This window comes from Burkholderia sp. Bp9090, assembly GCF_003857985.1.
GTDB lineage: Bacteria > Pseudomonadota > Gammaproteobacteria > Burkholderiales > Burkholderiaceae > Burkholderia.
Genome location: NZ_QTPV01000017.1, coordinates 42217 through 55677, shown reverse-complemented (window position 1 = coordinate 55677; position 13461 = coordinate 42217). Strand labels below are relative to the sequence as shown.

General features: G+C 67.1%; 12 protein-coding genes and 1 pseudogene. 8 read left to right on the top strand and 5 right to left on the bottom strand.

Going from position 1 to position 13461, the window contains the following annotated elements:
- Window positions 1–176: 176 nt before the first annotated feature.
- Both DIE16_RS17605 and DIE16_RS17600 read right to left on the bottom strand, forming a co-directional pair.
- Complete coding sequence (locus tag DIE16_RS17605; RefSeq protein WP_124892900.1) at window positions 177–1070, bottom strand: NAD(P)H-binding protein; 894 nt, start codon at window positions 1068–1070, stop codon at window positions 177–179.
- Between the two features lie 295 nt (window positions 1071–1365).
- Window positions 1366–2271, bottom strand: coding sequence for an AraC family transcriptional regulator (locus DIE16_RS17600; RefSeq protein ID WP_124892898.1), 906 nt, complete (start codon window positions 2269–2271; stop codon window positions 1366–1368).
- 192 nt (window positions 2272–2463) lie between these two features.
- Here DIE16_RS17600 and DIE16_RS17595 point away from each other — a divergent pair, with 192 nt between their 5' ends.
- The gene (locus DIE16_RS17595; protein WP_260427290.1) at window positions 2464–2685 is read left to right on the top strand and encodes a hypothetical protein; all 222 of its coding nucleotides are present in this window, start codon (window positions 2464–2466) and stop codon (window positions 2683–2685) included.
- Window positions 2686–2723: 38 nt separating this feature from the next.
- Here DIE16_RS17595 and DIE16_RS17590 read toward each other — a convergent pair whose 3' ends face one another.
- Complete coding sequence (locus tag DIE16_RS17590) at window positions 2724–3677, bottom strand: LysR family transcriptional regulator (protein WP_124487108.1); 954 nt, start codon at window positions 3675–3677, stop codon at window positions 2724–2726.
- Between the two features lie 100 nt (window positions 3678–3777).
- On the opposite strand from DIE16_RS17590, the gene DIE16_RS17585 reads away from it, so the two are divergent.
- The 3 genes and pseudogenes from DIE16_RS17585 to DIE16_RS17575 form a co-directional block, all read left to right on the top strand.
- Window positions 3778–5136, top strand: coding sequence for an NAD(P)/FAD-dependent oxidoreductase (locus DIE16_RS17585; protein WP_124892896.1), 1359 nt, complete (start codon window positions 3778–3780; stop codon window positions 5134–5136).
- Window positions 5137–5459: 323 nt separating this feature from the next.
- Window positions 5460–5894, top strand: coding sequence for a hypothetical protein (locus DIE16_RS17580; RefSeq protein ID WP_044845476.1), 435 nt, complete (start codon window positions 5460–5462; stop codon window positions 5892–5894).
- Between the two features lie 149 nt (window positions 5895–6043).
- Window positions 6044–6254, top strand: a pseudogene (locus DIE16_RS17575) (hypothetical protein); the annotation flags it as partial.
- Here the strand turns inward: DIE16_RS17575 and DIE16_RS17570 are convergent.
- Both DIE16_RS17570 and DIE16_RS17565 read right to left on the bottom strand, forming a co-directional pair.
- Window positions 6239–6490 (bottom strand): energy transducer TonB, encoded by a 252-nt coding sequence (locus DIE16_RS17570; RefSeq protein WP_124529356.1) that lies wholly within the window; start codon window positions 6488–6490, stop codon window positions 6239–6241. The pseudogene DIE16_RS17575 and the gene DIE16_RS17570 sit on opposite strands and share 16 nt — an antisense overlap.
- Before the next feature lie 53 nt (window positions 6491–6543).
- Window positions 6544–6822, bottom strand: a complete 279-nt coding sequence (locus DIE16_RS17565; RefSeq protein WP_124892894.1) for a transcriptional regulator — start codon at window positions 6820–6822, stop codon at window positions 6544–6546.
- Window positions 6823–7217: 395 nt separating this feature from the next.
- Between DIE16_RS17565 and DIE16_RS17560 the strand changes: the two genes are divergently transcribed.
- The 4 genes from DIE16_RS17560 to DIE16_RS17545 all read left to right on the top strand — a co-directional run bounded on the left by DIE16_RS17560 (window position 7218) and on the right by DIE16_RS17545 (window position 13453).
- Window positions 7218–7520 carry a hypothetical protein gene (locus DIE16_RS17560; protein WP_124892892.1) on the top strand — a complete coding sequence of 101 codons (303 nt, stop codon included), beginning with the start codon at window positions 7218–7220 and terminating at the stop codon, window positions 7518–7520.
- Window positions 7521–7987: 467 nt separating this feature from the next.
- Window positions 7988–9592: an EAL domain-containing protein gene (locus DIE16_RS17555; RefSeq protein ID WP_124487114.1), complete on the top strand. Its 1605-nt coding sequence runs from the start codon at window positions 7988–7990 to the stop codon at window positions 9590–9592.
- A 251-nt stretch (window positions 9593–9843) separates the two neighbouring features.
- Window positions 9844–12210 carry a DNA polymerase II gene (locus tag DIE16_RS17550; protein WP_124487115.1) on the top strand — a complete coding sequence of 789 codons (2367 nt, stop codon included), beginning with the start codon at window positions 9844–9846 and terminating at the stop codon, window positions 12208–12210.
- A 115-nt stretch (window positions 12211–12325) separates the two neighbouring features.
- Window positions 12326–13453, top strand: coding sequence for a molecular chaperone DnaJ (locus tag DIE16_RS17545; protein WP_124892890.1), 1128 nt, complete (start codon window positions 12326–12328; stop codon window positions 13451–13453).
- Window positions 13454–13461: the final 8 nt, after the last annotated feature.

Here is a 13461-nt window from a genome sequence, read left to right as displayed (position 1 = left end):
GCTCACGACTGCCGTAAGACTCTCGTCGGCGCACCTGATCCAGCAGGAAATTACCTGACCTACATGCATATCTCCTGAAGCCAAGCGCGCCGTCGTCAATTCGACTTTCAGGCACACCGCAAGCGCTGCGACTCGGCGCGTCGGGCGTGTTCAGCACGAGGCGCCGGCCGCCGGCATCAGGCTGGCGCTGCATGCCCACGCACCAGCGCCGCGAGTGCCTCCTTCGGTGTCGTCGTACCATACACCCGCTCCGACACGCCGGCCTCGACATCGATCTGTCCTGCGTTATGCACGTCGTACAGATCGACGATCAATTGCGCATGCCGTTCGCTGAGCCCCGCGCGCAACAGCGTCGCGGTCCATGCATCGCGCGGCAGTTCGCGCGCGACGATCTCGTGGTCAGCCGCCGCGCCGAGCGTATCCGCGATGTCCCGCACGCTCACACGCTGCGGCCCCTCGATGCTGACGATACACGGCCCGTTGCCGGATTCGACGGAATCGAGCAGCAACCGCGCCGCCGCGACACCCACATCGGGCGCCCACACCGTCGGAAACACCTTGTCGACCGGATGGTGAAAGCTCGGCAGCACACCGGTTGCGAGCGCGACGGGCAACACGCGCGTCCAGTTCTGCACGTGCTCGGCCGAGCGCAGCAGCGTGAGCCGCGTCGGGACCGTCTTCACCGCTTCTTCTAGACGATGAAAGAGCCGCGTGATGCCCGTGTTGCCCTCACGCTCCGCACCGTAGTCCGACAACGCGAGCAGCGCCGGCGGCGGATTCGCGGCGAGTGCGCCGGTCACGATGTCGATCGTCCGCTCCATCGTCGCGGCCGGATCGTTGTCGGCGACGGGCACCGGACACAGCATCTGCACCGCTTGCGCGCCGTCGATCGCCATGGCGATCGCACGTGCGTCCGTCAGGTCGGCGATCGCCACTTCGCAGCCGAGTTGCGCGAAGCGTTCGCGATGGCGTGCGTCGCGCAGCACCGCGCGCACGGGATGGCCTGCGTGGCGCAGGGTCGTCACGGTCGACAAGCCGACGTTGCCTGATGCTCCGAAAATCACGAACACGATCCGCTCCTGAGAGATGAAGGTGCTGCGATTCTCGGCGCTCACCCGCAACGTGGCGCGCACGGACGGATGACCCGAACAGGAATGGATGACCGATCAGGCGGTTGCCGAGTTTTTCCGCTGCGTGGCCGCACCCGGCAATTGTCCAGCAGGTTGTTGGACGATTGCCGGGGAGCCTAACCAGATTTCGCTGACCAAACTGCAGCATCGGGAACAATACATTGCCTACGCACGACGGATAGTGGACTCGCCCATCGTCGGCCCGCGCGGAGCACCAGTCCCGTGCGGCAGCCGATCAACGGTCGTCGCCGTCATAAGCAAGCCTCAGCCCACCCCGCGCCCCTGACCGCGCGATCTCCGTCGGCGTCGCGCCCAGCACGCGATTCATCCAGTTCGCCATGTGGCTCTGATGCGCAAACCCGGCTTCGAGCGCGATCTGGCTGATGCTGAGCCGGCCTTCGAGCAGCAACGCCTTCGCACGCTCGACCCGGCGCCGCACCACGTACTGATGCACCGGCATCCCGAGCGTCTCGCGAAACAGCACCTTGAAATGCGGCACGCTGATCGACACGAGCGCCGCGAGTTCGGCGAGCGTCATGCGTCGCTCGAGGTTCGCCTCGACATAGTCGATCACGCGGGCCGCCGCCTTCGGCGCAAGCGTACGCCGTCGCTCGCGGAACACCGGCTGGCTGTCGACCAGCCGCGCGACGAGCGCCGTGCACAGGCTCTCCGCATAGAGCGGGTCCGACGCGTCTTCCGCCTCGAGTTCGGCGGCCATCGCCCACGCGATGTGCTGCAGGCGCGGATCGCGCACCTGCAGCCGCCGGCGGATCTGCGCCTGCGATGGCTTCAGTTCGAGTTGCTCGAACGTGCGCCGCACGAACGTGTCGCTGAGCGCGATGTGCAGGATCCGGCAGTCGGCGCTGTCGGTCCACCGGCCCGGCAGGCCGGCAGGAATCACGTCGACGTCGCCGTGCGCCTGGATGCGCGACACGCGTTCGCCGTCGCACACGCAATCCGCGCGCACGGGTGAACCGATATGCACGCCGATACGGTGATGCTCGGCGGCCGGAATCCGGTACGTGCCCGCGCGAATCTCCAGCAACGACGCGCCGAAGCCGCGCCAGCCAAGCCCGCGGCTGGAGCGCAGGCTGACCGGCACGCCGTTGTCGGTCGGCGCGGCAAGAATCGGATCGCTCATGGTTCCCCTCCACCAGATCGGGTGTCGAACGCGCATTGTGACGCTTTTCCGCGGTGCTTGCCGGGCCTGAACGCCCGTTCCCGCAGCGCGCGGAACAAGATCATCCGTTTCTGCTCAAACCGATCCGCGCCTGCGCGCCGGCAAGCGCCGACACGCCTACGATCGCCTCATCCGACACCTGCGGAGCCCGTCATGCCCGATTGCCGCCCGTTTCGCGCGACGTTCGCCGCGCCGCCGCCGTCCGGGGCCACCCGCGTTGCTTCCCGCCGCGCTTCCCGCGCTGTTTCCCGTCCTCGTTCCGGCAGTATCCGCGCGACACTCGCCGAACGCTGCCTGCGCATGATCGGCTGGTACCGGCTCGAGCGGCTGCTCGCGTCGATTCCCGACAGCAACGACGACTTCGGGATCGTTTAACCGCCGCGACACAGGGCACACGCGCCGCCCGCGTCGGCCTACTTGCGCCGCCGCTCGTGCGGCGCGACGGTCGCGCCGTCGATCACCGGCGCGCCCTGCTTGATCAGGAAGTCGCGAAACAGCCCCGTCACCTGCGAGATCCGCCGGTCGGCGAGCGTGACCACATACCATTCGCGCTCGATCGGGTTGCCCGGAAACGGCAACTGCCCGAGCAGCCCGGTGCGCAACTCGAGTGCACACGCGTGCAACGACAGGAACGCGACGCCGAGCCCCGCTTCGGCCATCTGCTTGATCGCCTCGTTGCTCGACAGCTCGGAGCCCACGTGGAAGCGGTAGCCGGCCGTCTTGAACAGGCTCTCGACCGTGGAACGCGTGCCCGCGCCGCGTTCGCGCACGAGCAGGTGCGCGGATTCGAGATCCTTCAGCGCGACGCGCTTGCGCTGCATCAGCGGATGGCCGGGCGCCGCGACGAACACCATCGGATGCTTCGCGAACTCGACCGCGTGCGTGCGCAGCTCCTTCGGCGCGCTGCCCATCACCGCGAGATCGATTTCATGCGTCGCGAGCATGCGGATGATGTCGTCGCGATTGCCGACCTTGAAATAGGTCTTCACGTGCGGCCGCGTCGCGGTGAATTTCACGAGCAGCGGCGGGATCAGGTACTCGGCCGTCGTGATCGCGCCGATCCGCAGCGTGCCGCCGAGATCGCCCGTCAGCGCGGCCACTTCGTCGCCGGCCTCGCTCCACAGATGCAGGATCTCGCGCGCATAGCGCGACACGATTTCACCGGCGGCGGTCAGCTGCACGCCGCGCCCCACCCGCTGCAGCAGCGCGGCGCCCACCGCCTCCTCGAGCAGGCGCACCTGCAGCGACACGGCCGGCTGCGTCAGGTTCAACTCCTCGGCCGCGCGCGACACGCTGCCGAGGCGCGCGATCATGTCCAGCGCCTTCAGCTGCCGGAACGTCGCGGTCTTTCCTATAAGTGAATACATATGAGTCGCTTATAAACATTAAATTGTTCGCGTAGGTTCAAAACTATATCGTCGGTTCTTGAGCAATGTCATCCGAATCGTCATCAGCGGGAGCCACAACATGGACACCATCACGCCTACCCTTGCAACGGATCGCGCACCGCGCGTGCCGCGCATCGTGATCGTCGGCGGCGGCGCCGGCGGCCTGCAGCTCGCCACGCGCCTCGGCGACACGGTCGGCCGCCGCGGGCAAGCCGACGTCGTGCTCGTCGACCGCTATCCGACGCACTTCTGGAAGCCGCTGCTGCACGAAGCCGCGTCCGGCCATCGCGATCCGGCCTCGCACACGATCGAATACGCGGCGCAGGCGAAGCGCCACGGCTTCCGCTTCGTGCAGGGCGCGCTGCAGCGGGTCGACCGCGCGGCACGCACGGCGACGATCGCCGCGGTGCAGGACGCGGACGGCACGGAGATCCTGCCGCAGCGCGAGCTCGGCTACGACGACCTGGTGCTGGCCGTCGGCAGCGTGACGAATTTCTTCAACGTGCCGGGCGCCGCGCGCCACGCGTTGCCGCTCGAAAACCTCGACCAGGCCGAGGACTTCCGCCGCAAGTTCCTCGCCGCGTGCACGAAGGCGAACCACCTGGCCGAGCAGCAGCCGGCGCGGCGCGCCGCGCCGATCTGCATCAACGTGATCGGCGCGGGCGCGACGGGCGTCGAACTGGCCGCCGCGCTGCGCCATGCGATCCAGCAGCTGACGACGTATCGCTTCAAGGCGCTGGTGTCCGCACGCGACGTGCACATCCGGCTGATCGAAGGCGGCCCGCGCATCCTGCCTGCGCTCGACGCAAGGCTGTCGGCCAAGATGCACGCGCAACTGCGCACGCTGAACGTCGACGTGCTGACGGACACGCGCGTCGCGGAAGTCGGCGCGGACGCGGTCACGACCGCGGCCGGCGAGCGGCTCGCGAGCGACATCACGATCTGGGCGGCCGGCGTCGCGGGCCCCGCGATGCTGCGGGAACTCGGCGACATCGCGCTCAACCGGTCGAACCAGGTGATCGTGACCGGCACGCTGCAGACGCCCGACGATCCGCACGTGTACGCGTTCGGCGACTGCGCCGCGTGCCCGTCGGCCGACGCGGGCGGCTTCCTGCCGCCGCGCGCGCAGGTCGCGCACCAGCAGGCCGTGTACCTGGGCGAAGCGCTCGCGCGGCGCCTCGCCGGCAAGCCGGTGGCGGGCTTCACGTTCCGCGACGCGGGCACCGTCGTGTCGCTCGGCCAGGCCGGTGCCGTCTATCAGGCCGACCTCGGCATGCGTTCGCGCTCGCTGATCGTCGACGGGCTCGCCGCGATCGGGCTGTACAAGTTCCTGTACCGCAAGCACCTGTTCAGCGTGCACGGACTGAAGCGCGCGCTGTTCCAGTCGCTGAGCCACTGGCTGCAAAGCCGCAACCAGCCGTCGATCAAGCTGCACTGAGCGTCGACGGCCACGCGGCATCGCAAGACGGCGTATCGGGCGCACCTCGCCCGATACGCCGTTTTTTCATGTGCACACATCCGGTGCATTCATATCGCGCATGCGTCGGGTGCGTCACATCGAACGCCATCGATACGATGCCATTCGTCCCGAACGCATGGATCGCGTGCATCCCGCGCCGGTACTGGCTCGCCGCCCGATTCATCAGTCAAACCCTATGAGTCGGCTATAAATATTAATTGGTTGCAATTTCCGGATCGACGCTAAGGTGTCGGGCATTCCCGTCCGCGAACGGACCGTCACGTCTCAGGAGAGGAATCACCGTGGTCATCGAAGCCATCGTCACCCGTCTCGACGCCGCATTCGCGCAGATCGAAGCGACACCGGATTCGCACGAATCGCGCAACCAGCGCGATGCGATCATCCAGTGGCTCGACAGCGCGTCGGAGCAAGGATATCGACTCGGTCTCGTCACGACGCTGCCGGCCGCCCGCCTCAGCGACATGTTCGAAGGCCAGTTCGGCCGCGCGAACCTCGACCGCTTCTCGGTCGTCGTGACCGACGCCAATCAGCAGGACTCCGTAGCAAATCAGCATCCGTTCGACGTCGCGCTGCAAGCGCTGGGCGTGCCGCCCGAGCGCGCGGTGGCCGTCGCGAGCAGCGAACCGGAACGCCGCGAAGCCGAGACGTTCGGCCTGTCCCGTTGCGTGCGCATCACCGACACGATGCGCTCGATCGCATCGGCAGGCGTGCACTGAGCCGAGCACCGCATACGGGCCGGCTCGCGCCGGCCGGTCGCGAGCCGGCGCGATGCCGGCGATTGCCCGACCGAATTCCGACATTCCGCCGTCAAGGCGGCCTGCAACACTTCCAGGCTCGACCGATCCTGCCCGGCGACCGGATGTCGGCGATGGCCGCGAACATGCGATGGGACGTGTATCGCAATGGCTCGCGGCTCATCGTGAAGATGATGCTTTTACAACGAGCGCGAGATGGAATTCCAGGCGGCGTGCGACGGCGCGAAGATCGCCGCGGGCAGTCACTTCTACGACTACGCGGTACGCGGAATTGAAGCGCCGTTACGGGTGTCCGTGACGCGCCGTCAGTCCACCGGGTAATCGAGATCGTGCCAGCGCTTCGCCGATTTCCCGCCGGAGCCGAGGTGACCGCCGGGGAAGCGCATCACCGCAATTGCGTGCAGCGCTTTCGCGTCGAGCGCGGCGTCGCCGCAACTGCGCCTGACCTTGAGATCGCGGACGCGCCCCTGCTCGTCGAGCCAGACCCGCACGATCACGCGCCTTCTCGACGCGGGAGTCTGCACACCGCGTGACAACAGGCGATCCATCAGCGACATGAAGTTCTCCCCGATCGTCGAATGCTACGGTTATCGCCGGTGTGCGCGCCGCGTCAATGCCGGGCGGCTGTGCTCATGTGTGCCGGCGCAGCCTTCGGCTTCGCGGCGACGTGCGCCTTCGGCTCGGCGCCGGCCGCATGTTGAACCTTGCCGGTCTTCGCGGAGGCCGCGTGTGCTTTCGGCGCAGGTTTCGCGCCGGCATGCGCCGCGACCGGCGCCTTCGACTGCGAACGAACGGTTTGCCGCCCCGGCTTCACGGCCGCCGCACTGCTCGCCGCCACGGGCGGATGCTTGACCTGCTGCGCGTACGCGTTGACGTCGTGATCGCTCATCCACGATTCCGTGTAGGCCGCCGACGCGGGATGAGCCAGGTTGAGATACGCGACCGATGCGACGAGAAAGGCACGAACATGCGTGCGACGATTGAATGCGGTAATGACGAATGCTCCTTTGGGAACTGACTCGACGCCCTGTATCGGCGCCGTCGTGGCGGCACGATAAAGGAGCGCATTCCGCACCGCAAGCGTCTGCCGGAGATCCAAACGATTCTTGACGTTTGAACGATCGATCCGGTGCGGGCAAGCTCGAACCGGCGCGGCAGCCGCGCGGTCGCTTCGGCATGCACATGTCGTCGCGCACGGGGCCGGAACGCTGAAAGCCAATCGCCCCCGACGACGCCGAACTAGGATTCGCCGACGGTGTCGAACGTGCATCGCCGGAGAGTCACATGAAACGCGCCACCCCGTTCGCCCTCCTGATCCTGCTCGCCGCCACCAGCTTGCCGGCACTCGCCGGCAGTGCCGCGTCGCCGGTCCCGCAGCAAGCGAAAAACTGCGTACCGTCCTCCTCCACGTCCGCCGGCACGGCGCCCGGCTCCCGCGCTGCATCAAAAGCGCCGCCGATTCGCGTATGCGTCGGCGATTCCGACACGCAGCTGAACCTGCCGTGGTTCCTGACCGACGTCCTCACCGCCGTGGACACGCATCAATCTCCCCGCGACCTGCTCCACAAGATGCGCGACGATTTCTGAAGCGCTGCTGTCGCCGATGCACGCGCTGGAACAACCCGCAGCAAGCGGGTTGGCCTCGTTCAAGGCGCGCCGATGCCTGGATCGCCGGAAGTGACGCGCGATGCAAATATTTCCCCACAAGCATCAATCAAGAAATTACGCGATTTTTGAATATCAATATTTCGTAATCGAGGGCTGCACGCCTTATACTTGCCGCGCACCATCCTCGTGCCAAGAGACGGTGTCTTCTGTCCCGGCCGCTCACCGATGCGGCCGGTTTTTTTTCGTGTGCGATACCGATATACATGCGTGGTCGGGGTATGTTACGGAGAAGCGCCTCGAATCCAGCGCCCCGCCGCGATGCCGCTTCGTGCGTTTCGCGAGCGTAGAATCGCTTTGCGTCCCGATATCGGCGCGAGCCGCGGTGCCCCGGCGAGGCACGGCGAACGCATCGCGTCTATCCATCGACCGGTTCGATCTGCATTCTCATGCGCACAACAACAAGTACGACCCGAGGACCTGCCGCGCCCGCACTGCCCCCGAAGCCCGCATTCCAGCGCAGCGGCGCGTGGCCGCACGTCGTTTTCCCGCTTGCCCTGATCGTCTGCATCCTCGTGTTCGTGGTCGCGCTCGTCGTTGCCGGGCGCCTGGCGCGCGACGCGATCGCGCAGCACGAACGCGTCGTCGCGAACGACATCGTGATATCGGTCGACCGCATTCTCGACGGAATTCGCTCGCGTCACCCGGCCGAGCTGGACGCGCTGGTCGGGCGACCCTGCATGACGATCTTCAGGACGCTCGCCGAAGTAGGCACTCACCTGCGCTATCTTCGGGCCGTCGGGCTGGCGAACGACGGTCGCGTCACATGCTCGTCGGCACTGGGCGCGATCGACGTCCCGCTCGCCGCATACATTCACGCGCCCGAGCCGGGGATGACGGCCATCACGCTGCTTCGGCAAACGCCGTTTCAGCATCGCGTTCCGGTGCTGGCGGCGTTTCGTGCGACCGCGCCCGAATCCGGCGTCCTCTATGTGGTCGAAGGCGACTATCTGGCGGACATGCTCGCGCACGGCACCCGCTTCGGGGCGGAAACGGCCACGCTGTCGATCGAAGGCGCCGGAAGCATCGATCAGCATGGCGCGTTCGTGCCGCCGTTCGGCGCGGCGCCGCCCACCGGCAGCACGATCGCGTCGGGCGCCTGGCCGTTCACGGTCTCCGTCACCTCGTCGGAACCCTACGTTTCGCAGGTGCAGCGGCGCTACGGACTGATCTGCGTGACGATCGCGCTGCTGGTCAACGGCCTCGTCGCGGCCGCGTACCTGCTCGCGATGGCGCCGCGCCGGCTGTTGCTGAAGGCCGTTCGCAATGCGCTGAAGCGCAACGAGTTTCATGTCGTCTATCAGACTATCGTCGATGTCGAAACGCGCAGGACCGTCGGCGTCGAGGCGCTGCTGCGCTGGCAGCATCCGAAATGGGGGCCCATCAGTCCGGCGGTGTTCGTCCCGCAGGTGGAATCGAGCACGATCCTGCCGAAGGTGACCGAATTCGTGCTGCGCACGGCCATCTCGGAACTGTCCGCGCTCGCGCCGTCGATGCCGCTGCATGTCGCGATCAACGTCGCGCCGAAGGATCTCGAACGCGCGCGCTTCGTGTCCGTCGTCGAAGACGCGATCCGCCGGCTTCCGCCGGGCTGCACGCTGGTGCTCGAAGTCACCGAGCGCATCCTGCTCGAGAAGAATCCGCGCACCACCGAGATGTTCGCCACGCTGCGCGCGAAAGGCGCGAAGTTCGCGATCGACGACTTCGGCACGCACCACAGCAACCTCGACATGCTGTCGCGCTTTCCGTTCGACTACGTGAAGATCGATCGACAGTTCATCTCCCGGCTGACGACGGGCAACGCGAAACTGATCGAAGGGATCGCCGCCGTCGCGCACCACTACGGCCTGAAGATCATTGCGGAGGGCGTGGAGACGGAAGAGCAGCATCGCGCGCTGCATGCGGTCGGGATTCAGTTTGCGCAGGGCTATCTGTACCAGCGACCGCAGCGACCGGAAGACCTGAAACGGGAATTCGCGCCGATGCCGGCCTAGGGCCTGCGCTGCGGCAACGCTGCCGCAGCTGCCGGCCGACGCGCTCGCGCACTCGACAGACGAATGCGTGCCGCCCGAACGTCATCCGGCCTGCGCGCGACGCCGATTGCTTCACGCGGTCGATGCAACGCGCACCACGTGGCGGATCCGGCGCCGCGTCCTGCCACCCGATGCCAGCGGCGCCGCTTCGGCGGGAACCGCGCGAGAAGCGCTAAAATCCGCCGCCTGGGCATCCACGACGAGCAAGTGTCTTGACTGCGTTCGAGCAGGGTTTCATCCTCACCCGCCACTGGCGGGACACCGCGTCCGGCATCGAGATCGAGTTCTGGCTGGCAACCGAACACGGTCCGCGCCGCGTGCGGCTGCGCCCGCAGGAAGCCGTCGCGTTCGTGCCGGCCGAGCAGCGGGCGCTCGCCGAACGCACGCTGGCCGGCGAGCGCGATGCCGAACTGCGCCCGCTCGCGCTGCGCGACTTCCGCCAGCGCGCGGTGGCCGGCCTCTACTGCCGCCGCTACCGCCATTTGTCCGGACTCCAGAAACGCCTCGCCGCGGCCGGCGTCGACGTCTACGAAGCCGACGTGCAGCCGCCCGACCGCTATACGATGGAGCGCTTCATCACGGCGCCCGTGCAGTTTCGCGGCACGGCCGGCCGCGACGGCACGCTGACCGACGGCGAACTGAAGCCCGCGACCGGCTATCGTCCCGCGCTGCGCTGCGTATCGCTCGACATCGAGACGAGCGTCCACGGCGAGCTGTATTCGATCGCGCTCGAAGGCTGCGGTCAGCGGCAGGTCTACATGCTCGGCCCGCCGAACGGCGACGCGCGCGCCGCGGACTTCAAGCTCGACTACTGCGACAGCCGGCCCGACATGCTTGCGCGGCTCAACGACTGGTTCGACGAACACGATCCCGATGCGGTGATCGGCTGGAACCTCGTGCAGTTCGACCTGCGCATCCTGCATGCGCACGCGGAGCAATACGGCGTGCCGCTGAAGCTCGGGCGCGGCGGCAGCGTGCTCGAGTGGCGCGCGCACGGGCAGCAGCCCGACCATTTCTTCGCGGGCGCGGCCGGCCGCCTGATCCTCGACGGCATCGACATGCTGAAATCGGCGACGTGGACGTTCCCGTCGTTCAGCCTCGAATACGTGTCGCAGTCGCTGCTCGGCGAAGGCAAGTCGATCGACAATCCGTATCAGCGGATGGACGAGATCCAGCGCCGCTTCGACCACGACAAGCCCGCGCTCGCGCACTACAACCTGAAGGACTGCGAACTCGTCACGCGCATCTTCGACAAGGCCGACCTGCTGTCCTTCGCGCTCGAACGCGCGACCGTCACGGGCCTCGCGGCCGATCGCACCGGCGGCTCGGTCGCCGCGTTCACGCACCTGTACCTGCCGCGCATGCACCGGCTCGGCTACGTCGCACCGAACCTCGGCGACGTGACCGGCCAGAACAGCCCCGGCGGCTTCGTGATGGATTCGCGACCCGGCCTGTACGACTCGGTGCTCGTGTTCGACTACAAGAGCCTTTATCCGTCGATCATCCGCACGTTCCTGATCGATCCGGCCGGGCTGATCGAAGGGCTCGCGCATCCGGGCGACGACACGTCGGTGCCCGGCTTTCTCGGCGCGCGCTTCTCGCGCACCGCGCATTGCCTGCCCGACATCGTGCGGCGCGTGTCGGAAGGCCGCGACGAAGCGAAACGCCAGCGCAACGCGCCGTTGTCGCAGGCGCTGAAGATCATCATGAATTCGTTCTACGGCGTGCTCGGCTCGACGGGCTGCCGGTTCTTCGATCCGCGCCTCGCGTCGTCGATCACGATGCGCGGCCACGAGATCATGCACCGCACGCGCGAGCTGATCGAGGCGCAGGGTTACGAAGTCATCTACGGCGATACCGATTCGACCTTCGTGTGGCTCGGGCGCGAACACGACGACGACGCGGCCGGGGCGAAGGGTCGCGCGCTCGTCGAGCACGTGAACCGCTGGTGGCAGGCGCACCTGCGCGATCGCTTCGGGCTCGAAAGCGCGCTCGAACTGCAGTACGAGCGGCATTACCGGCGCTTCCTGATGCCGACCGTGCGCGGCGCGGAAGAAGGCAGCAAGAAGCGCTATGCGGGCCTCGCGCGCGCGGCGGACGGCGGCGAGGACCTCGTGTTCAAGGGGCTCGAAACGGTGCGCACCGACTGGACCCCGCTCGCGCAGGCATTCCAGCGCGAACTGTACCGGCGGGTGTTCAAGCGCGAGCCGTACCAGGATTTCATTCGCGACTACGTGCGGCGCACGCTCGCCGGCGAATACGATGCGCAACTGATCTATCGCAAGCGCGTGCGCCGGCCGTTGAGCGAATATCAGCGCAACGTGCCGCCGCACGTGCGCGCCGCGCGGATCGCCGACGAATTCAACCAGGCGCGCGGCCGGCCGCTGCAGTACCAGCGCGGCGGCTGGATCAGCTACGTGATGACGACGGCCGGCCCGGAACCGCTCGAAACGATGCGCTCGCCGATCGACTACGCGTTCTACGTGAGCCGCCAGCTGCAGCCGGTCGCCGATGCGATCCTGCCGTTCCTGCGCGACGATTTCGAACGCGTGATTTCCGGGCAGGGGCAATTGTTCTGAGCGCGATGCGCGGCGAGCGCGGCTGCCCGCGCCGACCGTCTCGCCACCGGACCCGGCGATGACGGCTAAAATACCGGCCTGCCGCGCCTCCCGCCGCGGCCGGAGGACCTTCATCATGACCGCACGTCGCGGTGCCGCGGTCGCCATCGCGCCCGGTCACGAGACAGCCAGCCTGTCCAAAGCCCAGCAAACCTTCAATACGCTCGTCAAGCACATCGAAAAGCGGCGCGAGCGTCTGGGCGCATGGGAAGCCGTCACGCCGGCCTTCCAGAAGAAATTCGTCGACGGGCTGCTGCCGCTCGAACAGGAAGCGACCGCGCTGCGGATCAGGCTGATCCATCTGCTCGACGATGCGTTCCTGCAGAAGGGCCTGAGCAAGGCCGAGCAGCGCATGCTGTCCGACCTGATCGCCGACATGGCGCGCGACTTGCTGAACGTCAGCGACGACGCGGCGCTGAGGGTCATTTACAACCGCCATCGCGCATCCGACGACGCCGGCAGCGCCGTGGCCGATCCCGAGCCGATGAAGCGGGAGCCGCAGCCGATGCCCGCCACGGAGCCGGCCGACGATCTCGACACGCTGTCACCCGACGAGCTCGCCGAGCGGATGCAGGCCGAACTCGACGCCCAGTTCGAGCGAGACATGGCCGCTCACGCGGCCCGCGAGGCCCAGCGCGCGAAGCGCAAGAAGGCGCCGAAGCAGTCGGCCGCGCAGGCGAAGCGCGAGGCCGAGCAGGCCGAATCGAGCAAGTCGATCCGTGAGATCTTTCGCAAGCTGGCCAGCGCGCTGCATCCCGATCGCGAAACCGATCCGCAGGAACAGCAGCGCAAGACCGTGCTGATGCAGCGGGTCAACCACGCGTATGCGAAGGGCAATCTGCTGCAACTGCTGGAACTGCAGCTGGAGATCGAACAGATCGACCGACGCGCGATCGACGGCCTGAGCGAAGCACGGCTCACGCGCTACAACGGCATCCTCGAGGAACAGCTGCGCGAGCTCGATCAGGAGATCCGGCACGTCGAGAACGATTTCCGGCGTACTTACGGCATCGCGTCGTCCGTCAAGATCGCGCCCGATACCGTGATCCGCATGCTCGCGCGCGACATCGCCGGCATGCAGCGCGGCAACCAGGACCTGACCGTCGCGCTGCGCGAGTTCGAGGATCCGGACTACGTCAGGGACTGGTTGAAGGACATGAAACGCCGGCCGGTATCGTCGCGCTTCGACGACGATTCGTTTTGAGCGAAGCC